This window comes from Reyranella sp., from assembly GCF_965228225.1.
Classification (GTDB): domain Bacteria; phylum Pseudomonadota; class Alphaproteobacteria; order Reyranellales; family Reyranellaceae; genus Reyranella.
In genome coordinates this window covers 3,790,951-3,813,680 of the sequence record NZ_OZ245801.1, presented here as the reverse complement: position 1 = coordinate 3,813,680, position 22,730 = coordinate 3,790,951, and the positions used below count along the sequence as shown (strand labels likewise).

Below are 22,730 nucleotides of genomic sequence, written 5' to 3'. Positions count from 1 at the left end.
ATCCGCCCATGATCCAGATCAACCGCGGCTAGTTGCCTTCGGCGGCGTTCCGTTCGGCTTCGTCGAAGCTGGTCTTGATCATGAACCAGCAGAACAGCACGCCGAAGAGCGAGAGGCCGAGTCCGAAGGCCAGGATGCCGGAGTCCTTCGCCGCGCCCGCCATCAAGAGGCCGAGCAGGCCCATCAGGGCGGCCATCGTTCCCATGATCCAGTAGGACATCATTTGCTCCTTGTGTCGTCGTCATCGAAAAGAATGCGGCCGGCAGCGCCGTCGGGATCGTCGTACTGGCCGTTGCGCAGGGCCCAGAGAAAGGCCGCGAGGGCGAGCAGGCCCAGGATCAGCGCCGCCGGCACCAGAACGAGCAGGCTGTCCATCAGGGCCTCCGTCCCTTGGCTCCGCCGATGCCGAGACGCAGGGCATTGCCGATCACCAGCAGGGAGGACGAAGACATGGCCACCGCGGCGATCAGCGGCGTCACGTGACCCAGGATCGCCAGCGGCACGGCGCCCAGATTGTAGAGGAGTGCGAGGGCGAGGTTCTGGCGGACCAGACGGTCGGCCCGGCGCGCCACGTCCAGGATCTCCGCGACCGGTCCCAGCGCGTCGCCCTGGAAGACGGCGTCGGCGGCGGACTGCGTGGCCTCGGCCGCGGTGGTCGGCGAGAGAGAGGCGTGGGCTGCCGCGAGCGCCGGCGCATCGTTCAACCCGTCGCCCACCATCAGGACGCGTTTGCCTTCGGCAGCAAGTGCGGCAAGGCGCTGGGCCTTCTCTGCCGGTGTGACGCCGGAGCGCCACGCGGCGATGCCGGCAGCCGTTGCAGCATCGGCAACCGCGGCCTGCCGGTCGCCCGACAGGACTTCGACGGCAAGGCCTCTTCGGCGCAGGACGGCGACGGTCGCGGCGGCGTCCGGCCGCAGACGGTCGGCGAAGGCAAAGCGCGCGGGCGCATGGTCCGGCCGCGACAGCCACAGTTCCGACCGTCCGTCGTCCAGCGGATCGGTGATGCCGCAGAAGGAGGCCGACCCAAGTCGCACGCCGCCCTCGCCCTCAAGTCCCGCACCGGGATGTTCGACGACACCGGCGGCCGGTATCGCCTCGGGGACGGCGCGCACGAGGGCGCGGGCCAGCGGATGGCGGGAGTTGAGGGCGAGCGAGGCGGCCAGCCGCCCCAGCTCGGGATCGTCCGGCGCCGCCACCAGCTCGGGCCGGCCGAGGGTGAGCGTGCCGGTCTTGTCGAAGACCACGTGGTCGACCTGCGCCAGGCGCTCCAGCGCCGTCGGCGACAGGAGCAGAATGCCCGACCGGAGCAGGCGTGTGCTGGCCACCACCTGGACGACCGGCACCGCCAGCGCCAGCGCGCAGGGGCAGGTGATGATCAGCACGGCCGTCGAGATCAGCAGCGCGCGGTCCCAGGCGAGGCCGGCCAGCAAGGTCCAGCCCAGGAAGGTCAGCAGGGCCGTCAGGTGGACCACGGGCGCATAGGCGCGTGCGACCCGGTCGGCGAGGGCCACGAAACGCGAGCGCCCGCGTTCGGCGGCTTCGACCAGGCGCACGATCTCCGAGAGCAGCGTGTTGTCGCCCGCAGCCGTCACCTTCACGCGCAGGGCCGCGCCGAGATTGATCGTGCCGGCGAAGGCCTTGACGCCGGGAAAGGCGGGCTGCGGCAGGCTCTCTCCCGTCACCAGGGACGCATCCAGAGAGGAGACGCCCTCGCTCACGATGCCGTCGGCGCCCAGCCGCTCGCCGGCGGCGACCAGCAGCACGTCACCGGGCACGAGGGCGTCGACGCGGCGCGACTGCGTACTGCCGTCGGTGCCGACGACCGTCGCGCTGCGGCTGGACAGCGCCAGCAGCGCATGCACGGCCTGCCGGGCACGTCCGCGCGCGCGGCGGTCGAGATAGCGTCCGATCAGCAGGAAGAAGAGCAGGGTGATGGCCGAATCGAAATAGGCGTGCTGCTCGCCGGCCCAGGCCTCGTGCAGACTGACGATGCAGGCGAGCGTGACGCCGATCGAGATCGGCACGTCCATGTTTGTGCGCCCGCCGCGAAGCGCGTTCAGGGCGGAGCGGAAGAAGGGCCGGCCGGCATAGGCGACGGCCGGCAGGGCGATGGCCGCCGACAGCCAGTGGAAGAGGGTGCGGGTGGCCTCGCCCATCGATCCGTCATGACCGGCCCAGACGGCGACCGAGAGCAGCATCACGTTGGCTGCCGCGAAGCCCGCGACCGCCAGGGCGCGCAGCAACTCGCGCGTCTCGCGATCGTCGCCGGCCGCCGCGGCGATGGTGTCGTAGGGGGCCAGCCGGAAGCCGAGGGCGGCGACCAGGCCGGCATGTCCGTTGGCGTCGTCGATCGATCCCTGCCACGCCAGCGACAGGCGCCGGGTCGAGAGATGGACGCGCGCGCGCGTGACCGTGGGATTGCGCGCCAGCAGGCTCTCGATCAGCCAGACGCAGGCGGCGCAGTCGAGCCCGTCGACCAGAAGCTCCAGCGAGGCGCCCCCGTGTCCGTCGGGCTTGGCATAGGCGGCGAAGTCGATGTCGAGCGGCTCAGGCCGGTGGGCACGCGTCTGTTCGAGGCGGCGGTAGAAGGCGCCGAGCCCGGCGGCGCCGATGATGGCGTGCGCACTGGCGCAGCCCGGGCAACAGAACAGCGCGTCCGACGCGCCCCGCAATGTCTCGCCGCAATGCGCGCAGGTTCGTGCGACCGCGGGAGCGGAGACGGAGGGGGCATAGAGGACCGCGTCGGTCACCTGAGGAACATCCGCCGCGTCTGCGCAAAGCGCTGGCCGCCCTGCTCGACGGAGATGTCGACGTCCCAGTTGCCGCGTGCCGGCAGGGCGACGTGGCCGGCATGACGGCCGATATCGACGGCCTCCATCGCAACGCCGACCACCGCGCCCTTCTCGGCCGGCCGCACCAGCGCCACGGCGACCTGAGCGCCGGCGAGCGGCCGGCCGGCACGATCGAACACGGCGATTTCGAGATCGTCGCTGCCGGGGCGCCAGGTCGGCTCGACCCGCCAGCCGAGCGCATCGCGCGCCTGTTGGGCGGCGATGACCTCGTTGTAGTGCAGGCCGCGGTCGCGCGGTTTTGGCGTGTAGAGGCCGGAGAAGGATCCGACCGCCATGCCGATCATCGTCCCGTTGACGGCAAAAACGATCGCGAACCCCGCGACGAAGAGCCAGGGGATGTATCGGCTGCGTGTGACATCGGCGGTGTTCATGGTCCTGTCCTCAGCGGCCCGGGCCGACGAAGACGGCGTCGTGCGAGGCACGCCCGCCGCTGGCTTCGTCGCGCACGGTGAAGGTGATGGGCTTTGCGCCGGCTGGCGCCGCGGTTGCCGGCACCGTGACGAAGACGCGGAAGGTGCCCACGGTGTCGGGCTGCACCGACAGTGTCGCGGTCGTACCGCTGCCTTCGACATCGGCGCCGACGAAGCCCAGCTGCGCCGACGGCAGCCCGTCGATCTCGAGGTGGACTTGCTGGGGCGTGCGGCGCTTGTTCAGCACCTTGACCGCGTAGGAGTTGCGGATGTCGCCGTTGGACAGGCGCACGAAGTTCGGGTTGCGGTCGCGCTGGACGGTGAGTTCGGTGTCGGCGCGCAGCGCGAAGACCACCAGCATGACCGCGGCGACGACGCTCAGCAGGCCGGCATAGAGCAGGGTGCGCGGCCGGACGGGCCGCCACGGCACGGCGGCGGCACCGGTCTCCTTCGCCTGCTGCGCGGCGAGCGTGTCCCAGCGGATGAGCCCCGTCGGACGTCCGACTTTTTCCATCGTCTGCGTGCAGGCGTCGATGCAGAGCCCACAGCCGATGCATTCGATCTGCTGGCCGTCGCGGATGTCGATGCCCGTCGGGCAGACGGCGACGCAGAGATTGCAGTCGATGCAGTCGCCGCGGCCGGCCCAGCTGTCGCCGGCCTTGTGCTTGCCCCGCTTTTCGCCGCGCCACTTCTGATAGGTGACGATCAGGCTCTGCTCGTCGAGCATCGCGGCCTGGAAGCGCGGCCACGGGCACATGTAGGTGCAGACCTGCTCGCGCGCCCAGCCGGCCAGGACATAGGTCGTGGCGGTGAACAGGCCGATGAAGGTGTAGACTTCCATCGACGCCTCGCCGCGGAAGATCTTCACCAGCGTGGTCGGCGCGTCGACATAGTAGAAGACCCAGGCGCCGCCGGTGGCCGCGGCGATGGCCAGCCACGCGCTGTGCTTCAGAGTCTTGCGCAGGGCCTTCGCGGTCGACATCGGCTGGCGGTCGAGCCGCATGCGCTCGTTGCGGTCGCCCTCGATCAGCCGTTCGACCCACATGAAGAGGTCCGTCCACACGGTCTGTGGGCAGGTGAAGCCGCACCAGACGCGGCCGAACAGCGACGAGGCGAAGAACAGGCCGAAGGCGCCCAGGATCAGGAAGCCCGTGACGAAATAGATTTCCTGCGGCCAGATGACGACGTCGAAGAACCAGCCGCGACGATGGTCGAGATCGATCAGGATCGCCTGCGAGGGCGCGCCGGGGCCGCGATCCCAGCGCAGCCACGGCACCACGTAGTAGAGGCCGAGCAGAACGACCAGCGTGGCCCACTTGATCTGACGCCACTTCCCGGAGACCGCGCGCGGGTAGACCCTGGCGCGCGGCGCGTAGAGCGGTGGTGGCTCCGGCGTCGGAGGCCTTGGCGGGGCCGTGTCGGTCTGGCGGGCGGGGAAGGCCATCGTTCGACCTGCATCAGCCCTAGCGGTCGCCGCCCAGCGCGTGGACGTAGACCGCCAGCATCTTCATGGTCGCCTCGTCGAGGCGGCCGCTCCACGCCGGCATGCTGCCGTTGCGGGCGTAGAAGATGGAGCGGTAGATCGCGTCGCGGCTGCCGCCATAGAGCCAGATCCCGTCGGAGAGGTTGGGCGCGCCCAGTTCCTGGTCGCCCTTGCCGCCGGCCTTGTGACAGGCGACGCACTGCTCCTCGAAGATCTTCGCGCCTTCGGGCGTGGCCTTCGCCTTGCCGGACAGGCTGAGCACGTAGTCGGTCACGGCCGCCACCTGCGCGCCGGTCAGCAGCCCGTCGGCGCCGAAGCGCGGCATCATCGACTGGCGGGACTTGTCGTCGGTGTTGCGAATCCCGTGCTCGATGGTGGCGTAGATCTGGTCGATGCTGCCGCCCCAGATCCAGTCGTCGTCCACCAGGTTGGGGAAGCCCGTGCTGCCGCCGCCGCCGGCGCCATGGCACTGCATGCAGTTGGTCTGGAAGGCCGAACGGCCGCCCGCCATGGCGAAGTTGAACAGCTCCGGGTCCTTGCGGATGTCGGCCAGCGACGCGGTGCGGATGCGGTCGACGAAGGCTGAGCGTTCCTTCGCCTGGGCACTGAGTTCCTGCCGCAGCTCCGCCCGGCTCGAATAGCCGAGCAGCCCCTGCGTGTGACCGGTGAGCCACGGCCAGGACGGATACAGGGCGCAGTAGACGACGGCAAAGGCAATGCACGCGTAGAAGGTATAGACCCACCATGTCGGCAGCGGCGTGTTCAGTTCCTTGACGCCGTCCCACTCGTGGCCGGTGGTGTTCTGGCCGGACAGTGTGTCTTTCTCGATCTTGGTTGGCATGGCCGGTCCTTCAGCGGTCGTCGTCGAGGGGGATGCGGGCGTCTTTCTCGAAACGCTTCCGGTTGCGCGGTCGCAGCGCCCAGAAGACGATCAGGAGAAAGATGATGACGGCCCAGACCGTCCAGAAGGAGGCGAGGAGTTCGTGCAGACTCTCGAGGGTCATGGCGGGCTCCTCTCTATTGCTTCAGCCGGTCCGGCGGGATGTCGCCGAACTGCACCAGCGTGCCCAGCATCTGCAGATAGGCGACGAGTGCATCCATCTCGGTGATCGTGCTCGTCTCGCCGTTGAACTTGGCGACCGGCGCGCGGGGATAGCGCTTCTGCATGGCCGTCGGATCGCGGTCCGGATCGACCTGCGCCTCGAGGTCGGCGCGCGCGTTGGCGATCATCTCGTCGGTGTAGGGGGTGCCGACGCTGCGCAGCGTGCGGAGATGCTGGCCGATGTCGGCATAGTTGAGCGGGCTGTTCGCCAGGAAGGGATAGGCCGGCATTACACTCTCCGGCACGACGGCGCGCGGCGAGGCGAGATGGGCGACGTGCCAGTCGTTCGAGTAGCGGCCGCCGACGCGCGCGAGATCCGGTCCCGTGCGCTTGGAGCCCCACTGGAAGGGCTTGTCGTACATGCTCTCGGCCGCGAGGCTGTAATGGCCGTAGCGCTCGACCTCGTCCTTGAAGGGGCGGATCTGCTGGCTGTGGCAGAGATAGCAGCCTTCGCGGATGTAGATGTTGCGGCCCATCAGCTCGAGCGGTGTGTACGGGCGCATGCCGTCGATGCGCTCGATCGTCGTTTCGACGGTGAACAGCGGGATGATCTGCACCAGGCCGCCGATCGATACGGTGATCAGCGTCAGGACGAGCATCAGGATGACGTTCTTTTCGATCGTCTCGTGGCGGATAAACATGGGACGCTCCTTACGCCGCGAGTGCCGGTTGGGTGGTTTGGGTGGCGAGCGTCTCCGTTTCGGTGCGGATGGTTCGCCACATGTTGTAGGCCATGATCAGCCCGCCGCTCAGGAAGCAGACGCCACCCAAGAGACGGATCAGGTAGAAGGGATGCATGGCAGCGACGGTTTCGACGAACGAGTACTGGAGGAACCCGAGCTCGTCGTAGGCGCGCCACATCAGGCCCTGCATGATGCCGCTCACCCACATCGCCGTGATGTAGAGGACGATGCCGATGGTCGCGATCCAGTAGTGCCAGCTGATGAGGCGCGTGGACCACATGGCCGGGCGGTTCCACATCTTCGGCACCAGGTAGTAGAGCGTGCCGAACACGATGAAGGCGACCCAGCCCAGTGCGCCGGAATGCACGTGTCCGATCGTCCAGTCGGTATAGTGGCTGAGCGAGTTGACGGCCTTGATCGACATGACCGGCCCCTCGAAGGTCGCCATGCCGTAGAAGCCGACGGCGGTCACGGAGAAGCGCAGGCCCGGATCGGTGCGGAGCTTGTCCCACGCGCCCGACAGCGTCATCAGGCCGTTGATCATGCCGCCCCAGCTCGGCATCCAGAGCATCACCGAGAAGGCCATTCCCAGGGTCTGGGCCCAGTCGGGCAGGGAGGTGTAGTGCAGGTGATGCGGACCGGCCCAGATGTACAGGAACACCAGGGACCAGAAATGGATGATCGAAAGCCGGTAGGAGTAGACCGGCCGGTTCGCCGCCTTCGGGATGTAATAGTACATCATGCCGAGGAAGGCCGCGGTCAGGAAGAAGCCGACGGCGTTGTGGCCGTACCACCACTGGATCATCGCATCCTGCACACCCGACCAGGCGCCGTAGCTCTTGGTCCCGGTGATCGAGACCGGCAGGGCGAGGTTGTTTACGATGTGGAGCATCGCGATGGTGATGATGAAGGCGAGATAGAACCAGTTGGCCACGTAGATGTGCGGCTCCTCGCGCTTCATCACCGTGCCGAGATAGGCGATCAGGTAGGCCACCCAAACGATGGTGAGCCAGAGGTCCACGAACCATTCGGGCTCGGCGTACTCCTTGCTCTGCGTGATGCCGAACAGGTAGCCCAGCGCCGCGGTGACGATGAAGAACTGGTAGCCCAGCAGCACGAACCAGCCGAGCGGCTCGCCGCCGAACAGCCGGGCGCGGCAGGTCCTCTGCACCACGTGAAAGGCCGTGCCGATCAGCGCGGTGCCGCCGAAGGCGAAGATGGCGGCGGACGTATGGAGCGGCCGCAGGCGGCCGAACGTCAGGTAGGGGCTGTCGAAGCTGAGCTGTGGCCAGACGAGCTGGGCCGCGATGACGACGCCGACCAGGAAGGCTGCAATGCCCCAGAACATCGTCAATATGACGGCCGCGCGTATCACGTCCTCGACGTAACGCGGCGCCGGACGCTGGTCGGCTGTCAATACGGCTTGGCTCGGCATGCTCACTCCCCGAATGGTCGCGGGGACACTAGGAGGTGGTGCCGGTCGCTCCCTTGATTTGGGTCAAGGCCATCGCGCCGGACGGCGGATCACAATGCCGCATGCAATCTGAATGCGAGGCGCCATGAGCGAGACCATTGCGGTGTTCCCGACGCCCCGGCCCTTCATCCGGCGCGTTCCGGTCGATCGCCCCTGGGCATGGCTCGCCGCCGGCTGGCGCGACATCGTGGCCGCCCCCGGCGCCAGCCTGTCCTATGGGCTCGTGCCGGTGGCCGCCGGCTGGCTCGCCATTGTGTTGATGCTGCGCTTCGATCTGCCCTATCTCGTGCTGCCGCTCAGCGCCGGCTTCTTCTATGTCGGCCCCTTCATCGCCACCGGCCTGTACGAGATCAGCCGCCGCCTCGAGGCCGGGCAGCCGGTGGACGGCAAATCCACCTTGATGGCGTGGCGGAGAAATCCCGAGCAGATCGCGCTCATGGGCGTGCTTCTCCTCCTGTTCCATCTGGCCTGGATGAGAATGGCGCAGCTCCTGTTCGCCCTCTTCGAGTTTCGCACCGTCCCGTCGTGGGACCGCTTTCTCGACCTCGTCTGGACGACCTCGAAGAGCCTGCCGTTCCTGGCGCTGGGCGTCGGGCTCGGCGCCTTTCTGGCGGCCATCGCCTTCGCGATCGGCGCTTTCTCGATTCCCTATCTCCTGGACCGGCGGAACTCGAACATGTTCGAGGCGATCGCGACCTCGGTGGCCGCGACCCGCCTGAATTTCCGGCCGATGCTCCTGTGGGCCGCCGTGATCGTGTTCCTCACCGGCCTCGGCATGATTGTGGGACTGCTGGGGCTGGTCGTGACCCTGCCGCTGGTCGCGCACGCCACCTGGCATGCCTATCGCGACGTCATCAGCTTCGAGCCGGAGCCCGCCGAGGGGACGTCCCTGACACAGCCGACCCTCCGTAATATTCCGTAGGTCAATCCCCGAATGGGCGGCCGGCGGGCGAACTTGTAAGGACAAGTGCGATGGCGCGTGCCGGTCGGCGCGATGGCAGATCGTTCAGGGGGAGAGGGTCATGCTGAAGCAACGGAAGCCGATGACTCCCGAAGAGTTCGTCCACGATGTCGGCGGTATCGCCCTTTGGCTGTTCGCAGCCATTCTGGTCGTGCTCGGTCTGGCCACGCTCCTGGAGACGCTCGCGACCTTATGAGGGCGTGGGCGACGTCACGCCTCCAGGCCGTTGAAAAGGCCGGAATCCCGGCGATAAACGAAACAAACGAAATAAACGAAACAATCGAAGCGGGAGTCGCACCCCCCCCGAATCAGGTGCCGTCGTGGGCGTCGACGGGTCGATATTGCCCGCCGGCAGGTCTGAAAGCCTGTTTCAACGGCTGCTAGAGCCGCTGGCTGGCCAATGCGAGCATGACCAGGGCGTTGCCTGCGAGGAGAGGCGGGCTTACCCACCTCGCCACCGTGCGCAGCTGGCGGCGCATGAGCAGGCCGCCCCAGCCGACGGCGACGAGCGCCGGGACGGTGCCGAGGGCGAAGCACGCCATCGCGATGGCCCCCGACAGGACGGACCCGGTGCCGGCCGCCGCCGCCAGGGCCCCGTAGAGCAGCCCACAGGGCAGGAAGCCCAGGACCACACCCAACCCGTACCGCGCGACAGGCGTGCGCGAAGCCGAGAGGGGACCGGCGAGGCGCGCCACCAGGTTCGTCGCGGGCGAGGCGGCGTTGATGGCCATGCCGAGAGCCTGGGCCGCCAGCAGGCCGGCGGCCGCGATCAGGAGGGCCGCGGACAGCCAGCCGAATACTTCCAGCGACGCAAACACGGCCGTGATGCCTCCGGCCACGGCGCCCAGCGCCGTATAGGTGGTGAAGCGGCCCAGATGATAGGGCGCGAGCAGGGCGCCGGTCAGCCGGTGCCACTCGCCATAGGGTCGATCGCCCGGCTGTTCGGCCGAGGCCATCACCTGGCCCAGCACGAACGGGCCGCACATGCCGACGCAATGCACGAGGCTGCCGGCCAGCCCGGCCAGGAACAGCGCGGCCGGCAGGCCGAGCGGCATCGATGCGGCCGCCATGAGGCCGTCGCCGCACATCGCGAAGAAGCGGGAGATGATGTCCATCGACGGCAATGGACCACGAATTTTCCCTGTGGCGATTGACCTGCGTCAAGGTCGCGCCCGTCGCGGCCGATGAGGATCGACGAACTTCCAGGAGGATGCCCATGGCCTACAAGACGATTCTCGTTCACTGCGATGCGAGCCCGAAGGTGGGCCAGAGGCTGACCGTGGCGGCGGAGCTGGCGGAGCGCTATGGCGCCCATCTGGTCGGCCTGCACGCCCGTCCGCCGCTCGAAGCGCCGATCTTCTTCGAGGGCGGCGTGGCCATGGATTCGCTGTTCGCCAGCTACGAAGCCAGCGCCGATGCCGACCAGGCCGTCGCGCTCGCGGCCTTCCAGAAGGCCGTCAAGGAACGCCGCGTCCCATCGCACGAGTGGCGCGTGACCGACGGCTTCATCGATTCCGAACTCGTCCTCCAGGCACGTTACACCGATCTCCTCGTCCTCGGTCAGACGGATCCCGATGCCCAGACGCCCACGCCCTCGGACCTGCCCGAAGCCGTCGTCCTGGCGAGCGGCCGGCCCACCCTGGTCGTGCCGCATATCGGCGTGCGCGCACCGGTGGGCGAATCCGTGCTGCTCTGCTGGAACGCCAGCCGCGAGAGCGCGCGCGCGGCGGCCGACGCGCTGCCGTTCCTGCGCATGGCCAAGAAGGTCGTCATCCTCGTGGTCGACCCAAGGACGTCTCCGGACGGCCACGGCGCGGAACCGGGCGCCGACGTGGCGCTCTGGCTCACGCGACACGGGGTGAAGGTGACGGTGCAGCGCGACGTCGCCGCCGACAGCGATGTGGGTGCCGTCATCCTGTCGCGGGCCGCCGATATCGGCAGCGATCTCATCGTCATGGGCGTCTACGGCCATTCGCGGGTGCGCGAGATGGTTCTGGGCGGCGTCAGCCGCACCCTGCTGTCCAGCATGACCATCCCCGTGCTGATCTCGCACTGATGGACGCCACCAAGATCGCGGCCTACGACCGCTCGGTTCCTCGCTATACGAGCTATCCGACGGCCGCCCAGTTTCACGGCGCCGTCGGCGCCGTGCAGCACAAGGCATGGCTCGGCGACCTGAGCCACGACTGCTCGACGGTCTATCTCCACGTGCCCTTCTGCGCACGCCTGTGCTGGTACTGTGCCTGCCACACGGCGGCGATGAACCGTTCGGACTCGCTCGCCGCCTATGGCCGTGCGCTGGCCAAGGAGATCGATCTCGTGGCCGAAGCCGTACCGGGGATGATGGTCGGCCAGATCCAGTGGGGCGGCGGGACGCCGTCCCAGCTGGGCGCGGTGAACCTCCTCGCCGTGGCGAAGCGGCTGGCCGCGCGCTTCGACCGGCGCAGCGGCTCTGAAACCTCGATGGAGGTGGATCCGCGATTCTGTGACGAGGAATTCGTCGCGACGATGCGTGAGATCGGCGTCGATCGCGTGAGCTTCGGCGTCCAGGATTTCGACCTCGAGGTGCAGAAGGCGATCAACCGGTTGCAGTCGATCGAGGATACGGCTTCTGCCATGTCCAGAATCCGTGCCGCCGGCATCGCCCGCATCAACATCGACCTCGTCTACGGCCTGCCGAAGCAGACGCCGGAGACGCTGGCCCGCACGCTCGACGCCGCGCTCGAACTGGCGCCGGACCGCTTCGCCGTCTTCGCGTACGCGCATGTCCCGTGGATGAAGGCGCGCCAGCGCCTGATTGAGACCGAAAGTCTCCCGGGCGCGGAAGCGCGCGCAGCGATGGCCAATCTCGTGGCGGAACGCCTGGTCGAGGGCGGCTACAAGCGGATCGGCCTCGATCACTATGCGCGGCCGAACGATGCGCTTTCGACCGCGGCCGAGCGAGGCGGGCTGCGGCGCAGCTTCCAGGGATACGTCGTGGTCGACCAGCCGTCCGTCGTCGGCCTGGGCGCGTCGGCAATCTCGAGCCTGCCGCGCGGTTATACGCAGAACATCGCCGATCCCGGACGCTACCAGTCACTGATCGAGGCCGGATGCTTCGCCTCGGCCCGGGGTCTGGAGCTGACGGCCGCCGATCGGCTGCGGGGTGAGATCATCGAGAGACTGATGTGCAGTTTCTCGGTCGATCTCGACGATGTCTGCCGCCGGCATGGCGCGTCGGCCCCGTCGTTCATTTCGGAGGTGGCTGAACTTCCCAAGCTGGTGAGCGACGGGCTCGTCGAGCGCGACGGCCAGTCGCTGCACGTCACAGAGCGTGGGCGCCCCCTGGTGCGTTTCGTCTGTGCGGCATTCGACGCCCATCTCGCCCATGCCGACGGCCGGCACTCACGCGGAATCTGAAAAAGGAAATCGTCATGAGCACTTATCAAATGGTATCTCGCCACGTGGAAGCGGCACTGGCGGAAGGGGCAGGGCAGGGCATCGCCGGCGACGTGGTCGCCCGCTGCCTGCTCTCCGAAGCGATCCGCATCTTCAGGCTCGGACGCACCAACGACGACATCGCGGCGGAGCTGACGGCGGCGATCGACAATCTCGACGAGGATGCGCCGCTCTCCTTCATAAGACCCTGATTGAGGTGACCCCGGCACGGCGGTGCATGCTATACGTCACCCGTCATGGTGATGCGCCGATGAGCCGGATGCCCCGATGAGCGACACCTCGATCGCGCTTGCGCTCGAGGCGGCGGAAGCGCGCCTGCGGTCCATCCTGCAGACCGTCCCCGACGCCATGATCATCATCGACGAGCGTGGCCGCATCGAATCGCTCAGCACGACCGCGGAGCGCCTGTTCGGCTACGACGCCGACGAAGCCTGTGGCAGCAACATCAGCCTCCTGATGCCCTCGCCCTATCGCGAGCAGCACGACGCCTATATCGAGCGCTACCTCAAGACCGGGGAGCGCCGGATCATCGGCATCGGCCGTATCGTGGTGGGCCAGCGCAAGGACGGAACGACGTTCCCCATGCATCTCACCGTGGGAGAACTTCGCACCGGCGAGCGCCATCACTTCACCGGCTTCATCCGCGACCTGACCGATCAGCAGCTCACCGAGGACCGGTTGAAGGAGCTGCAGTCGGAAGTGACGCACATGTCGCGGTTCACGGCGCTGGGCGAGATGGCTTCGACGCTCGCGCACGAGATCAACCAGCCGCTGACCGCCATCAGCAACTATCTCAGAGGGTCGCGCCGACTGCTCGAACGCATGGAGGGCGAGAACGTCGAGATGCTGCGGGACGCCGTCTCGAAGGCCGCCGACCAGGCCCTGCGCGCCGGGCAGATCATTCGTCGCCTGCGCGAGTTCGTGGCCCGCGGCGAAAGCGAGCGGCGGATCGAGAGTCTCCCCAAGCTGATCGAGGATGCGAGCACCCTGGCGCTGGTCGGTGCGCGGGAGCACGGCATTGCGGTGACGTTCAGGCTCGATCCCGCGGCCGATCTCGTGCTGGCCGACCGCATCCAGATCCAGCAGGTGCTCGTCAACCTGATGCGCAACGCCATCGACGTCATGAGCGAGGGCGGCGCCGTCCGCCGGCTCGACATCGCCACGGCCACCGGACCTGAGGACCAGGTCGAGGTCACCGTGGCCGACACCGGGTCTGGCCTCGCGCCGGAAGTGGCCAGGCAGCTCTTCCAGCCCTTCGTCACGACCAAGCGCAAGGGCATGGGGCTCGGGCTCTCGATCTGCCGCACGATCGTCGAGGCGCATGGCGGCAAGATCTGGGTGAACTCGCCTCCGGAGGGCGGGACGATCTTCCACTTCACCCTGCGCGCGGCCGCACACGATCGGGAGAACGAGGATGCCTAGCCAGGTCGTTCACGTGATCGACGACGATGTCGACGTCCGGCAGTCGCTCGCCTTCCTGCTCAGCACGGCCGGCCTCGCCGTGCGCGTGCACGAGTCCGCGGTCGCGTTCCTGAAGGCCCTGCCGGACGCTCAGCCGGGTTGCGTGGTCACTGATATCCGCATGCCCGAGATGGACGGGCTGGAGTTGCAGCGCCGTCTGGTCGAGGTGAAGGCCGGTTTTCCCGTGATCGTCATGACGGGCCATGGCGACGTACCCATGGCGGTGGAGGCCATGAAGGCGGGCGCCGTCGACTTCATCGAAAAGCCGTTCGACGACGAAACCCTTCTCTCCGCGATCAGGTCTGCCCTCGACAGCCATTCCCGCAACCGCGAGCGCGAGGACCGCATCCTGGCGATCCGCAAGCGCCTCGACGCGCTGTCCGGGCGGGAGCGCGACGTGCTGCGGGGGCTCGCGGCCGGCAAGGCGAACAAGGTGATCGCCTACGACCTCGGCATCAGCGCCCGCACCGTGGAAGTCTATCGCGCCAACGTGATGACCAAGATGCAGGCCGACAGCCTCTCCGAACTGGTGCGCATGGTTCTCATGGCCGAGGGAGAGTCCTAGGATTTGCGCTGGATCAACGCGGCCCCGCTTGCGGTAGGTGACGGTGGTGCATGTCGAAGGCTTCCGATGCCATCCTGCTCGTCGATGACGATGCCGCCGTGCGCCACGCGCTCAAGTTCTCGCTCGAGATGGAGGGCTTCGATGTGCGGCTCTATCCGACTCCGGACGCGCTGCTGGCGGAGAACGACCTGCCGGCCGAGGGATGTCTCGTCATCGACTACCGGATGCCCGAAATCGACGGGCTCGAACTCGTCGAGCGGCTGCGGAGCCGCGGCGTCACCCTGCCGGTCTTCCTCATCAGCGGCCGGGTGACGCGCTCGCTGCGCGCCCGGGCATCGAGCCTCGGGATCGAGGACGTTCTGGAGAAGCCGCTGTCGGATCTGGCCGCCAGTATCAGGCCTGTGCTCGATGCCCGGCCGTGACGGTCATGCATCCATGCCGGCGACGATCCTCGGTTTCGTGCTCCATTCGTCGGGGCGCCATCAGGCGGCGCTCGCCGTCCTGTCGGTCCTGGTCTTCCTGCTGAGTGCCGCGCCGCTGGAACTGCAGCGGCGGGTGATCAACGTGCTGGTGGATCGCGGGGCTTTCGAGACCGTGTTGTGGCTGGCCGCCGCCTATGTCGGCGTGGTGCTCTCCGAACAGAGCCTGAAACTCTGTCTGAACGTCTATCGCGGCTGGGTCGCCGAGGATTCGGTTCGCCGCCTGCGCAGCCTGGTCGGCGAGTATGCCGATCGCGCCACCCGGGACGTGAGCGGCGAGGAAGCCGGCGTAGAAATCTCGATGGTGCTCGAGGAGGCCGAACCGATCGGCGGCTTCACCGGCGTCAGCCTCTCCGAGCCCCTGCTGCAGGGAGGCGTGCTGGCGAGCGTGATCGTCTACATGCTCTATCTCGACTGGCGTATGGCGCTTCTCGGCCTCGCGTTCTTCCTGCCGCAGGTCGTCTTCGTGCCCCTGCTGCAGCGGGCCATCAACCGCCGGGCCCAGTCGCGCATATTGGTCAAGCGCGGCATCAGCGGCGGGCTGGTGAGCCGCATCTCCGCCGGTCGGGGGGCATCGGATGGCCGCATCGGCTGGGGCTGGACGCAGGATCCGATCGAGCGGGTGTTCACGCTGAACATGGGCATCTACAGGATCAAGTTCACGATGAACCTGCTGATGAACATGATGCATCACCTGGCCGTCGGCTCTGCCCTCTGCTTCGGTGGCTGGCAGGTGCTGCAGGGAAAGATCGAGGTCGGAACCGTCGTGGCGGTGGTGGCGGGGCTCGGCAAGCTCAACGACCCCTGGGGAGACATCGTGAACTGGGCGCGCGAGCTCGCCGTCGTCGGGGTCAAGTACCGGCTGTTCGCGGGGGTCCTGGAAGGCCTTGTGACTCCGGCCGACGCCCGGCCGCCTACGTAGAATCCCTTAGTTCAAGACCCAAATGGTCGGCCGCCCGCCCGGGCCCTATCCCTGTGTCCGTCAAACACACCCAGCCGGGAGCCAGCCATGCATACGAACTCAGTAATTTCTGCCCGTATTCCTGCTGCCGTCGCCCTGCGTGGAGCTGCCAATATGCAGCCTGCGGGTACCCCGGTCTGCGGTCAGCCGCGGATGCTGGCAAAGGGTGAGGAGCTGTTCGCCGAAGGCGACCCGGCCGACTATTTCTACAAGGTGGTTTCGGGGTCCATCCGGACCTGCAAGCTGCTGAGCGACGGCCGCCGGCAGATCGATGCGTTTCATCTTGCCGGCGACATCTTCGGGCTGGAAGCCGGCCCCGAGTACCGCTTCACCGCCGAAGCGCTGTGCGATGCCACCCTCGTGGCCTTCCGCCGCTCGCGCCTCGCGGAGTTGACGGCAGCCGATCCCGCCTTTGCCAACCAGGTGCTCGCATCGATGATGAAGTGCCTCGGCCGTGCTCAGGACCACATGCTTCTGCTCGGTCGCAAGACCGCCCAGGAGAAGATCGCGACCTTCCTGCTCGACATGGCCAAGCGCGTCTCCAGCGACGACGAGCATGTCGAGCTGCCGATGCAGCGCTCCGACATTGCCGATCATCTCGGCCTCACGATCGAGACGGTCTCGCGCACCCTGACCCAGTTTGCGCGCCAGGGCCTGATCCGGCTTCAGGCCGGCAGCCGGTCGGTCGATCTCTGCAATCTCGCCGCCCTGCGCAAGCTCGACGCCTGATCCGGCACGCTCGGGAATCGCGGTGCTACCATCGCCCGCGATTCCCTGGATACTCCAAGTCATTTCCTGCCTGCGACCCGCAGATGCGCGGTCAGCGATGGGCAGGCTGCTTTACGATTGCCACGGCCTGGGCCTGTTGCGACCGCAGGTATTGCGCGGTCGCCGAGGCCACTGAAATGCCCAGCAGCATGAACGAGGCACAGGCGAGCAGCAGGAAATAGATCGGGATATCGGTCATCGAACTTTCCTCGCTTGCACGATGCTCAGTGGGAAACGGCGCCGATCGGGGCGTTAGGCCGCAGGCGATCGATCGCCTTGAACGACCGCCGGGCATGGGCGAGCAGCTCGCCATCGGTCGGATGGTCCATCGCCTCGACGCCCACCAGCGTCTTCTTGACGTGCGGCAGATGCTTGTCGAGATGGTGGATCAGTTCCTGCTTGGCTTGTGCGGGCCCGACCAGAAGCCATTCCTGGGCGCCGCGGATGGCGTCGACGATGTGATCGAGGAAACTCACGTCGAGAGCCGCATGGCCTGCACCGATGACACCCGCCTTGTGGTGCACCTTGCGGAACGGGGTGTGGGCCTTGATGTTCTCGCGCTCCACATCGTCGGCGTTGAACCGGAACACGTGGGCTTCCTTGCTGTCCATCCAGACGATGGCGTGACTGTGGGTCATGGTTTCTCCCGATGGCAATGGAGTTAGTGTGGATCGGCGGGCCCGGCGCCGCGTTGATTCAGGTCAATCGTCGGACGATGTCGGATCGGACGACTGCCGGCGCGCGGCGACGGCGCGCAATTCGCTCATTCCTTTTCCGGTCCGCGGATCCACCACGTGCAGCCCGTTGCAGGCGAGGCAGTGCTGTCCGACGAACGCGGGCAGCGGGCCGTTGCCTCCTTCGTAGCGGCCCTGGACATTGTAGCCCGTGGTCGGGCAGCGGAAGACGAACGTGCGCACGGTGGCACTTTGTCTCCGCACCCCTGATGCGGCTTTGATTCAGGTCAAAGCGGACCCTGCCTCCGCCGACGATCTTTCCCCGAGAGGGGACTTCTCATGACCAGGTGCGCTTCCAAGGACAGGTTCGGCTATCTCGGGACGGAGGCGGCTGCCCTGCGCGAACATCTCGATCAGGCGTCGGCAGCCATCGCCCGTGCCGCCCAGAGCGAGGGTACCGAGGCCGCCACGGCGGCGGCCGAAGCGGCGCGGGAACTGCTGGCGCGTGCGGCCCTGCTGGCCGACGAATGGGTCGACAAGGCCAAGGGGGCGGCTAAGGCGGTCGACGAGGGCCAGGAGGGACTTGCCGACATCGTCCGGCGCAAGCCGCTGGCTGCGCTGGGTCTCGCGACGGCCGCCGGCTTCGTGCTGGCGCTCCTCGTGCGGCGCAAATGAGCGTTGCCTCGGAGACCGGCTCCTTGCTGGTGGCACTGGCCCGGTCGCTCGCGACGGTGGGGGCCGGCGTCCTCGTTGCGTCCGGGCGACGCCTCGCGGCCACGGTGGCCGCCTGTCTCGTCGTCGGTCTTTTGCTGACCGTCAGCCTCGCCTTCCTGACCCTGTCGGCCTATCGCGCGATCGTCGCGTCGGTCGGCGACGTCTACGGCCCGCTGATCGTCGGCTGCTTCTATCTCGTGGCGGGACTCACGGCAGCGCTCATCGTCCTCATGCGCCGCCGCTAGCCTGCATGCTCAAGGTCCGAAGGCTCGGAATCGACGCCTGTCAGGAGACCGTCGCTTACCTCGCCCGTCGCTGCGAGCATTATCGCGCACAGGAATTCGTGGCGCTCGCCCGGATCGAGATCTGGGGCGGGGGGCGCCGCATCGTCGCCACGTTGAACATCGTCGACGACGAGTCGATCATGGCGACCGACGAGCTCGGCCTGTCTGAACTCGCCTATCGCCAGCTCGGGCTTCCGGCGGGAGCGCCGGTGGAAATCGCCCAGGCGGGACCGCCGCCCAGCCTCGACCATGTCCGTGCCAAGATCGACGGTGCCGAACTGGATCCGGTCGCCTACCAGGAAATCGCGCGCGATCTCGCCGCGCATCGCTATTCCAAGATGGAGATCGCGGCTTTCCTGATCGCCGGCGCGCGCTTCACGACCGCGGCCGAGGTGCTTTCGATGACCCGGGCGATGGCGGCCGTGGGAGGTCGCCTGTCCTGGGCCAGCGAGATGGTCGTCGACAAGCATTGCATCGGCGGCATTCCGGGCAACCGGACCTCGATGATCGTCGTCCCGATCGTGGCCGCCCACGGGCTGACCATCCCCAAGACGTCGTCGCGCGCGATCACCTCGCCCGCCGGTACCGCCGACACGATGGAAGTGCTGGCGAGGGTCGATGTCGGCTCGGACGAAATGCATGAGATCGTCGCGGCCGAGAGCGGCTGCCTGGTGTGGGGTGGGCATGCCAACCTCTCTCCGGCGGACGATGTCCTGATCTCGGTCGAACGGCCGCTGGCGATCGACACGCCCGAGCAGATGGTCGCCTCCATCCTGTCGAAGAAGCTGGCGGCCGGCTCCACGCACCTCGTCCTCGATCTGCCGGTTGGGCCTACGGCGAAGCTGCGCGATCGCGAGCGCTTCGTGCGGCTGCGCAAGCTCTTCGAATACGTCTCCGACCAGGTCGGCATCAGCACGACGGTGCTGGCGACCGACGGCAGCCAGCCCATCGGCCGCGGGATCGGTCCGTGGCTGGAAGCCCGCGACGTGATGCAGGTCCTCGAACGACATCCCGAGGCGCCGCGCGACCTGGAGGAGAGGGCCGTCCTGCTGGCCGGCCATGTGCTCGAGTTCGATCCCGCGCTGCGCGGCGGCCAGGGGATCGTGCGGGCCCGCGAGCTGCTGCACAGCGGCGCGGCGCTCGCGAAGATGCAGCGGCTGATCGCGGCGCAGGGGGCTCCCCCGCAGGCGACCAGCCTGGGCACCCTCACGCATGAGGTGCCGGCCACCCGGGACGGGGTCGTGACGGCCATCGACTGCCTGCGCCTGGCGCGGATTGCCCGCCTTGCCGGCGCGCCCATGGACAAGGGCGCGGGTGTCGATCTGTTCAAGCGGATCGGCGATCCCGTGGAACGGGGCGAGCCGCTCTACCGGATCCACGCCGCCTTTGAGGCCGACTTCCGCTTCGCCACCCGGCTGGCCGGCGCCGGGGACGGCGTGACCATCGGGCGACGCGCATGACCCTCTCGCTCCATGTCCATGGTGCCGCCGGCACGGTCACGGGATCGTGCCACCGGCTGGTGACGCCGTACGGGACGTTGCTCGTCGATTGCGGTCTGTTCCAGGGGCCGAAGTCGCTGCGCGCCCTGAACTATCGAGATTTCCCCTTCGCGCCGGCAGAGATCGCCGCAGTGCTGTTCACGCATGCCCACATCGATCACAGCGGGCTCTTTCCCAAACTGACGCTCGCCGGATTTCAGGGCCGCGCCTTCGCCACCGAGGCCACGCGCGACCTGCTGCGCTGGCTGCTACCCGACGCCGGCGCCATCCAGGAGTACGACGTCGAACGCCTGAACCGCCGCAACGCTCGGCGCGGCGAGTCGGTGGTGGCGCCGATCTATACGCGCGCCGATGCCGAGGCCTCGCTCTCCTTCATCGAGTCTCAGCCTTACGATCGCTGGTTCGAGCCGCTGCCCGGCGTCCGGGTGCGCCTGCGCAATGCCGGTCACATTCTCGGCAGTGCCTTCATCGAAATCGAGGTCGACGCCGCACCGCGGCCGCTGCGGCTCGTCTTCTCCGGCGATCTCGGGCCGCTCGGCAAGGCCCTGCAGCCCGATCCCGCGCAGCCCGGGCGCGCCGATGTCGCGCTGGTCGAGTCCACCTACGGCAGCCGCTCGCGCGAGCCGATGTCGGAAGCGGATCGCAGGGCCGTCCTCGGCCGCGAACTCGAGGTCGGCCTGGCCGCCGGCGGCAATGTCGTCGTGCCGGTCTTCGCGGTCGAGCGTACGCAGGAAATCCTGGAGGACATCGCGGAGCTCAAACGGAGCGGCAAACTCAGCGGCGCGCAGGTCTTTCTCGATTCACCCCTGGCGGGCCGGACGACCGAGGTCTTCCGGGCCCATCGCGCCTCCCTCAGCCGTTCCGAAGGCGGACATGCGTTCAGCGGCGGCGAGTTCCGGCTGAGCGAGACGGTGGATCAGAGCCGGGCGATCGGGCGTATCCATGCCGGTGCGATCATCCTCGCCGGGTCCGGCATGTGCGACGCCGGCCGGGTGAAGCATCATCTCAAGGACAATCTGTGGCGCACGGAGTCGACGATCCTCTTCGTCGGCTACCAGGCGCCGGGTACCCTGGGGGCGCTGATCCGCGGCGGCGCCGCTCAGGTGCGCATCCACGGCGAGGAGATCGGCGTCCGGGCGCGTATCCGGTCGATCGACTCCTATACGGGGCATGCCGATCGCGAGGAGCTGGTCGGCTGGTGCCGGCCGATGCTGGACGGGCTTGGCTCTCTCCTGCTCGTCCATGGGGAGCCGGACGGAATAGACGGCCTCTCCGCCGCGTTGGCCGCGGCCGGGGTCGATCGAGCCCGCATCGTCGCGCCTGTCCTCGACGAGAAGTTTGTCTTCGTCCATCGCGACGGCCGGTGGAGGGCGATCCCCGAGGCGGATGGAGTGCCTCGTCTCACGCCCGAGGCCGCGAATGCGCGGCGGGACTGGCACAACGACTATGCGCAGATGCTGCTCGATATCCGGGGAGCCCTGCAGGCCGCTCCCGACGACGCGGCGCGGCACCGGCTCCTGCAGGAACTGCGCCGCGTGCTGGGCAACAGCAGCCGATAGGTGCCACATAAAAAGGATGCGCCCCGACGCCGGGGCGCATCCTGCACTGAACGCGCCGTATGGCTACTTGGCCGCCTTGAGCGTGACCTCGGCGAGCCCGGCTGCGACGTTCAGGCCCACATTGCCCTCGACGCTGACCGGCTGCAGGCTGACCTGCTTGTTGCCGCCACCGATCAGGACGTTGGCGCCTGCGCCCACCCCGGCCGAGGCACTGGCGGTCGGGCCGACATAGTCGCCGGCAAGCGCGCCCTTGGCGACCTGGCCCGGTGCGAAGACCAGCCACACGACATGCCCCTGCTTGGTGAAGCCGAGATCGACACCGTACTTCTTGATGGTGCCCGTGTAGTGGTCGGCCGTGCCGTCGGTCTTGGCGAGGATGCAGTCGAGTTCCTTGGAGGAGCCGAAGACGAATCCGACACCACCGGCGACTGTGCAGGTGAGCGAGCCGACATTCACACCCTTGGGCGGCGTCTGCGCCTGCGCCGCGAGACCGAAGGGAAGAAGGGACAGCGCGGCCGTGAGGGCTGCAGCATACATTTTCATCGCTTGTCTCCTGGGGACGCGGAGAGGGTTTCCCCGCGTGATCGAGGCTACGGCGCGGACACCGGAGAAGCGTTGATCTGCATCAAGCTCGCGCCAGGTTGATGCAGATCAACGGCCTGTGCTCCATGCATGCTTAAAGTCGGTGCCGGAAGCGGAGGGTGAGATGAACGACATGCATACGGACAAGCTGCCGAGCGTGGAGTCACTGCCGGCGAGCAACATGGCGAATGCGGCACTTTCGACATACGCCGATTGTTTCGAGGAATGGGCCGCCATCGGCGCGGCCTGGCAGAGCGAACTATCGCAATTCGCCGAACGCCGGATCAAGGACAATGTCTCGACATACCTGACGCTGCTGTCGGCGCGCGACGCCGCAAGTGTCTGGCAGGCTCACGGCGCCTGGGGCGTTCGCGCGCTCGAAGACTATTCCGAACAAGCCAACCGCGTCGCGCGGCTCATCACCAGCGTGACCGTGTGCGGCGCGACGCCCGAGGCCCAGCAGACGACCCAGCTTCTCGGCTAGCGAAGGCTCAGTATGTAGTCGACCAGCGCCTGGCGTTCGCGATTGCTGAGGGAGAAGTCGGGCATGCGCGTGTGCCCGGTCGAAAGGTAGGCCTTGAGCTGCTCGGCGTTGGTCGTCGGCTTGGCTGCGATGGCGGAGAAACTCGGGATACCGTTGGCGCTGGCGGTCCTGGGCGCGGGCTCGACGATGTGACACGCCATGCACCAGCGTTCGGCCAGAGCGGCCCCGTAGCCGGGGCTCTGCGCCAATGCGGGAAGCGGCAGAAGCATCAGCAACGCGATCAGTTTTTTCATCGGG

29 protein-coding genes and 1 pseudogene are annotated in these 22,730 nt (G+C 67.7%); 15 read left to right on the top strand and 15 right to left on the bottom strand.

Going from position 1 to position 22,730, the window contains the following annotated elements; translation table 11 throughout:
• Positions 1–28: 28 nt before the first annotated feature.
• Genes ACO07K_RS18540 through ccoN form a run of 9 tightly spaced genes read right to left on the bottom strand, consistent with a single transcriptional unit; the run spans position 29 to position 7,965 of the window.
• Positions 29–220, bottom strand: coding sequence for a hypothetical protein (locus ACO07K_RS18540; RefSeq protein ID WP_422030389.1), 192 nt, complete (start codon positions 218–220; stop codon positions 29–31).
• Positions 220–375 carry a cbb3-type cytochrome oxidase assembly protein CcoS gene (ccoS, locus tag ACO07K_RS18535; protein WP_295137193.1) on the bottom strand — a complete coding sequence of 52 codons (156 nt, stop codon included), beginning with the start codon at positions 373–375 and terminating at the stop codon, positions 220–222. The genes ACO07K_RS18540 and ccoS overlap by 1 nt, the downstream gene beginning before the upstream one ends.
• Positions 375–2,750, bottom strand: a complete 2,376-nt coding sequence (locus ACO07K_RS18530; protein WP_422030387.1) for a copper-translocating P-type ATPase — start codon at positions 2,748–2,750, stop codon at positions 375–377. Before ACO07K_RS18530 ends, ccoS begins: the two co-directional genes overlap by 1 nt.
• Positions 2,747–3,223 (bottom strand): FixH family protein, encoded by a 477-nt coding sequence (locus tag ACO07K_RS18525; RefSeq protein ID WP_422030385.1) that lies wholly within the window; start codon positions 3,221–3,223, stop codon positions 2,747–2,749. Before ACO07K_RS18525 ends, ACO07K_RS18530 begins: the two co-directional genes overlap by 4 nt.
• Before the next feature lie 10 nt (positions 3,224–3,233).
• Positions 3,234–4,706: a cytochrome c oxidase accessory protein CcoG gene (gene ccoG, locus ACO07K_RS18520; RefSeq protein WP_422030383.1), complete on the bottom strand. Its 1,473-nt coding sequence runs from the start codon at positions 4,704–4,706 to the stop codon at positions 3,234–3,236.
• Positions 4,707–4,725: 19 nt separating this feature from the next.
• Complete coding sequence (ccoP, locus tag ACO07K_RS18515; protein ID WP_422030381.1) at positions 4,726–5,586, bottom strand: cytochrome-c oxidase, cbb3-type subunit III; 861 nt, start codon at positions 5,584–5,586, stop codon at positions 4,726–4,728.
• 10 nt (positions 5,587–5,596) lie between these two features.
• A complete protein-coding gene (locus ACO07K_RS18510; protein ID WP_422030379.1) occupies positions 5,597–5,749 on the bottom strand; it encodes a cbb3-type cytochrome oxidase subunit 3 in 153 nt (50 codons plus the stop codon).
• A 13-nt stretch (positions 5,750–5,762) separates the two neighbouring features.
• A complete protein-coding gene (gene ccoO, locus ACO07K_RS18505; RefSeq protein WP_422030377.1) occupies positions 5,763–6,488 on the bottom strand; it encodes a cytochrome-c oxidase, cbb3-type subunit II in 726 nt (241 codons plus the stop codon).
• A gap of 10 nt (positions 6,489–6,498) precedes the next feature.
• Positions 6,499–7,965: a cytochrome-c oxidase, cbb3-type subunit I gene (gene ccoN / locus ACO07K_RS18500; protein WP_422030375.1), complete on the bottom strand. Its 1,467-nt coding sequence runs from the start codon at positions 7,963–7,965 to the stop codon at positions 6,499–6,501.
• A gap of 124 nt (positions 7,966–8,089) precedes the next feature.
• On the opposite strand from ccoN, the gene ACO07K_RS18495 reads away from it, so the two are divergent.
• Both ACO07K_RS18495 and ACO07K_RS18490 read left to right on the top strand, forming a co-directional pair.
• Positions 8,090–8,926, top strand: coding sequence for a DUF2189 domain-containing protein (locus tag ACO07K_RS18495; RefSeq protein ID WP_422030373.1), 837 nt, complete (start codon positions 8,090–8,092; stop codon positions 8,924–8,926).
• A gap of 100 nt (positions 8,927–9,026) precedes the next feature.
• Positions 9,027–9,161: a hypothetical protein gene (locus ACO07K_RS18490; RefSeq protein WP_422030371.1), complete on the top strand. Its 135-nt coding sequence runs from the start codon at positions 9,027–9,029 to the stop codon at positions 9,159–9,161.
• 184 nt (positions 9,162–9,345) lie between these two features.
• Here ACO07K_RS18490 and ACO07K_RS18485 read toward each other — a convergent pair whose 3' ends face one another.
• Positions 9,346–10,080 (bottom strand): sulfite exporter TauE/SafE family protein, encoded by a 735-nt coding sequence (locus ACO07K_RS18485; protein WP_422030369.1) that lies wholly within the window; start codon positions 10,078–10,080, stop codon positions 9,346–9,348.
• 101 nt (positions 10,081–10,181) lie between these two features.
• Here ACO07K_RS18485 and ACO07K_RS18480 point away from each other — a divergent pair, with 101 nt between their 5' ends.
• From ACO07K_RS18480 to ACO07K_RS18445, 8 genes and pseudogenes are all read left to right on the top strand, one after another.
• Positions 10,182–11,021: a universal stress protein gene (locus ACO07K_RS18480; RefSeq protein ID WP_422030367.1), complete on the top strand. Its 840-nt coding sequence runs from the start codon at positions 10,182–10,184 to the stop codon at positions 11,019–11,021.
• Positions 11,021–12,364 (top strand): oxygen-independent coproporphyrinogen III oxidase, encoded by a 1,344-nt coding sequence (hemN, locus tag ACO07K_RS18475; protein WP_422030365.1) that lies wholly within the window; start codon positions 11,021–11,023, stop codon positions 12,362–12,364. The genes ACO07K_RS18480 and hemN overlap by 1 nt, the downstream gene beginning before the upstream one ends.
• Before the next feature lie 14 nt (positions 12,365–12,378).
• Positions 12,379–12,594 (top strand): hypothetical protein, encoded by a 216-nt coding sequence (locus ACO07K_RS18470; RefSeq protein ID WP_298314442.1) that lies wholly within the window; start codon positions 12,379–12,381, stop codon positions 12,592–12,594.
• A 100-nt stretch (positions 12,595–12,694) separates the two neighbouring features.
• Positions 12,695–13,825 (top strand): annotated as a pseudogene (locus tag ACO07K_RS18465) (two-component system sensor histidine kinase NtrB); the annotation flags it as partial.
• Positions 13,818–14,429 carry a response regulator FixJ gene (gene fixJ, locus ACO07K_RS18460; RefSeq protein ID WP_422030363.1) on the top strand — a complete coding sequence of 204 codons (612 nt, stop codon included), beginning with the start codon at positions 13,818–13,820 and terminating at the stop codon, positions 14,427–14,429. The pseudogene ACO07K_RS18465 and the gene fixJ, both read left to right, overlap by 8 nt.
• A gap of 50 nt (positions 14,430–14,479) precedes the next feature.
• A complete protein-coding gene (locus tag ACO07K_RS18455) occupies positions 14,480–14,851 on the top strand; it encodes a response regulator transcription factor (protein ID WP_422030361.1) in 372 nt (123 codons plus the stop codon).
• A gap of 13 nt (positions 14,852–14,864) precedes the next feature.
• Positions 14,865–15,830, top strand: a complete 966-nt coding sequence (locus ACO07K_RS18450) for an ABC transporter ATP-binding protein (protein WP_422030359.1) — start codon at positions 14,865–14,867, stop codon at positions 15,828–15,830.
• Positions 15,831–15,983: 153 nt separating this feature from the next.
• Complete coding sequence (locus ACO07K_RS18445; RefSeq protein WP_422030357.1) at positions 15,984–16,598, top strand: helix-turn-helix domain-containing protein; 615 nt, start codon at positions 15,984–15,986, stop codon at positions 16,596–16,598.
• Positions 16,599–16,689: 91 nt separating this feature from the next.
• Here ACO07K_RS18445 and ACO07K_RS18440 read toward each other — a convergent pair whose 3' ends face one another.
• From ACO07K_RS18440 to ACO07K_RS18430, 3 genes are all read right to left on the bottom strand, one after another.
• The gene (locus ACO07K_RS18440) at positions 16,690–16,836 is read right to left on the bottom strand and encodes a hypothetical protein (protein ID WP_422030355.1); all 147 of its coding nucleotides are present in this window, start codon (positions 16,834–16,836) and stop codon (positions 16,690–16,692) included.
• 25 nt (positions 16,837–16,861) lie between these two features.
• Positions 16,862–17,275 (bottom strand): translational machinery protein, encoded by a 414-nt coding sequence (locus ACO07K_RS18435; RefSeq protein ID WP_422030353.1) that lies wholly within the window; start codon positions 17,273–17,275, stop codon positions 16,862–16,864.
• 63 nt (positions 17,276–17,338) lie between these two features.
• Complete coding sequence (locus tag ACO07K_RS18430) at positions 17,339–17,554, bottom strand: hypothetical protein (protein WP_298314426.1); 216 nt, start codon at positions 17,552–17,554, stop codon at positions 17,339–17,341.
• A gap of 96 nt (positions 17,555–17,650) precedes the next feature.
• Here ACO07K_RS18430 and ACO07K_RS18425 point away from each other — a divergent pair, with 96 nt between their 5' ends.
• The 4 genes from ACO07K_RS18425 to ACO07K_RS18410 are packed head-to-tail and all read left to right on the top strand — an operon-like array spanning position 17,651 to position 21,367.
• Complete coding sequence (locus ACO07K_RS18425) at positions 17,651–17,986, top strand: hypothetical protein (RefSeq protein WP_422030351.1); 336 nt, start codon at positions 17,651–17,653, stop codon at positions 17,984–17,986.
• Positions 17,983–18,270 (top strand): hypothetical protein, encoded by a 288-nt coding sequence (locus tag ACO07K_RS18420; RefSeq protein ID WP_422030349.1) that lies wholly within the window; start codon positions 17,983–17,985, stop codon positions 18,268–18,270. Before ACO07K_RS18425 ends, ACO07K_RS18420 begins: the two co-directional genes overlap by 4 nt.
• A gap of 5 nt (positions 18,271–18,275) precedes the next feature.
• Entirely contained in the window at positions 18,276–19,769 is a 1,494-nt protein-coding gene (locus ACO07K_RS18415; RefSeq protein WP_422030347.1) for a thymidine phosphorylase family protein, read from the top strand.
• Positions 19,766–21,367: an MBL fold metallo-hydrolase RNA specificity domain-containing protein gene (locus ACO07K_RS18410; protein ID WP_422030346.1), complete on the top strand. Its 1,602-nt coding sequence runs from the start codon at positions 19,766–19,768 to the stop codon at positions 21,365–21,367. The genes ACO07K_RS18415 and ACO07K_RS18410 overlap by 4 nt, the downstream gene beginning before the upstream one ends.
• Before the next feature lie 63 nt (positions 21,368–21,430).
• Here the strand turns inward: ACO07K_RS18410 and ACO07K_RS18405 are convergent, their stop codons facing one another.
• Positions 21,431–21,910 (bottom strand): DUF992 domain-containing protein, encoded by a 480-nt coding sequence (locus ACO07K_RS18405; RefSeq protein ID WP_422030344.1) that lies wholly within the window; start codon positions 21,908–21,910, stop codon positions 21,431–21,433.
• A 163-nt stretch (positions 21,911–22,073) separates the two neighbouring features.
• Between ACO07K_RS18405 and ACO07K_RS18400 the strand changes: the two genes are divergently transcribed.
• Positions 22,074–22,433: a hypothetical protein gene (locus tag ACO07K_RS18400; protein ID WP_422030342.1), complete on the top strand. Its 360-nt coding sequence runs from the start codon at positions 22,074–22,076 to the stop codon at positions 22,431–22,433.
• Here ACO07K_RS18400 and ACO07K_RS18395 read toward each other — a convergent pair.
• Positions 22,430–22,726, bottom strand: a complete 297-nt coding sequence (locus ACO07K_RS18395) for a c-type cytochrome (protein ID WP_422030340.1) — start codon at positions 22,724–22,726, stop codon at positions 22,430–22,432. The genes ACO07K_RS18400 and ACO07K_RS18395 overlap by 4 nt on opposite strands.
• Positions 22,727–22,730: the final 4 nt, after the last annotated feature.

Bases quoted from the DNA above. Each gene is read 5' to 3' on its own strand.
- ACO07K_RS18540 (WP_422030389.1), bottom strand. From the start codon at position 220: ATGTCCTACTGGATCATGGGAACGATGGCCGCCCTGATGGGCCTGCTC.
- ccoS (WP_295137193.1), bottom strand. From the start codon at position 375: ATGGACAGCCTGCTCGTTCTGGTGCCGGCGGCGCTGATCCTGGGCCTG.
- ACO07K_RS18525 (WP_422030385.1), bottom strand. From the start codon at position 3,223: ATGAACACCGCCGATGTCACACGCAGCCGATACATCCCCTGGCTCTTC.
- ccoG (WP_422030383.1), bottom strand. From the start codon at position 4,706: ATGGCCTTCCCCGCCCGCCAGACCGACACGGCCCCGCCAAGGCCTCCG.
- ccoP (WP_422030381.1), bottom strand. From the start codon at position 5,586: ATGCCAACCAAGATCGAGAAAGACACACTGTCCGGCCAGAACACCACC.
- ACO07K_RS18510 (WP_422030379.1), bottom strand. From the start codon at position 5,749: ATGACCCTCGAGAGTCTGCACGAACTCCTCGCCTCCTTCTGGACGGTC.
- ccoO (WP_422030377.1), bottom strand. From the start codon at position 6,488: ATGTTTATCCGCCACGAGACGATCGAAAAGAACGTCATCCTGATGCTC.
- ccoN (WP_422030375.1), bottom strand. From the start codon at position 7,965: ATGCCGAGCCAAGCCGTATTGACAGCCGACCAGCGTCCGGCGCCGCGT.
- ACO07K_RS18495 (WP_422030373.1), top strand. From the start codon at position 8,090: ATGAGCGAGACCATTGCGGTGTTCCCGACGCCCCGGCCCTTCATCCGG.
- ACO07K_RS18490 (WP_422030371.1), top strand. From the start codon at position 9,027: ATGCTGAAGCAACGGAAGCCGATGACTCCCGAAGAGTTCGTCCACGAT.
- ACO07K_RS18485 (WP_422030369.1), bottom strand. From the start codon at position 10,080: ATGGACATCATCTCCCGCTTCTTCGCGATGTGCGGCGACGGCCTCATG.
- ACO07K_RS18480 (WP_422030367.1), top strand. From the start codon at position 10,182: ATGGCCTACAAGACGATTCTCGTTCACTGCGATGCGAGCCCGAAGGTG.
- hemN (WP_422030365.1), top strand. From the start codon at position 11,021: ATGGACGCCACCAAGATCGCGGCCTACGACCGCTCGGTTCCTCGCTAT.
- ACO07K_RS18470 (WP_298314442.1), top strand. From the start codon at position 12,379: ATGAGCACTTATCAAATGGTATCTCGCCACGTGGAAGCGGCACTGGCG.
- fixJ (WP_422030363.1), top strand. From the start codon at position 13,818: ATGCCTAGCCAGGTCGTTCACGTGATCGACGACGATGTCGACGTCCGG.
- ACO07K_RS18455 (WP_422030361.1), top strand. From the start codon at position 14,480: ATGTCGAAGGCTTCCGATGCCATCCTGCTCGTCGATGACGATGCCGCC.
- ACO07K_RS18450 (WP_422030359.1), top strand. From the start codon at position 14,865: ATGCCGGCGACGATCCTCGGTTTCGTGCTCCATTCGTCGGGGCGCCAT.
- ACO07K_RS18445 (WP_422030357.1), top strand. From the start codon at position 15,984: ATGCAGCCTGCGGGTACCCCGGTCTGCGGTCAGCCGCGGATGCTGGCA.
- ACO07K_RS18440 (WP_422030355.1), bottom strand. From the start codon at position 16,836: ATGACCGATATCCCGATCTATTTCCTGCTGCTCGCCTGTGCCTCGTTC.
- ACO07K_RS18435 (WP_422030353.1), bottom strand. From the start codon at position 17,275: ATGACCCACAGTCACGCCATCGTCTGGATGGACAGCAAGGAAGCCCAC.
- ACO07K_RS18425 (WP_422030351.1), top strand. From the start codon at position 17,651: ATGACCAGGTGCGCTTCCAAGGACAGGTTCGGCTATCTCGGGACGGAG.
- ACO07K_RS18420 (WP_422030349.1), top strand. From the start codon at position 17,983: ATGAGCGTTGCCTCGGAGACCGGCTCCTTGCTGGTGGCACTGGCCCGG.
- ACO07K_RS18415 (WP_422030347.1), top strand. From the start codon at position 18,276: ATGCTCAAGGTCCGAAGGCTCGGAATCGACGCCTGTCAGGAGACCGTC.
- ACO07K_RS18410 (WP_422030346.1), top strand. From the start codon at position 19,766: ATGACCCTCTCGCTCCATGTCCATGGTGCCGCCGGCACGGTCACGGGA.
- ACO07K_RS18405 (WP_422030344.1), bottom strand. From the start codon at position 21,910: ATGAAAATGTATGCTGCAGCCCTCACGGCCGCGCTGTCCCTTCTTCCC.
- ACO07K_RS18400 (WP_422030342.1), top strand. From the start codon at position 22,074: ATGAACGACATGCATACGGACAAGCTGCCGAGCGTGGAGTCACTGCCG.
- ACO07K_RS18395 (WP_422030340.1), bottom strand. From the start codon at position 22,726: ATGAAAAAACTGATCGCGTTGCTGATGCTTCTGCCGCTTCCCGCATTG.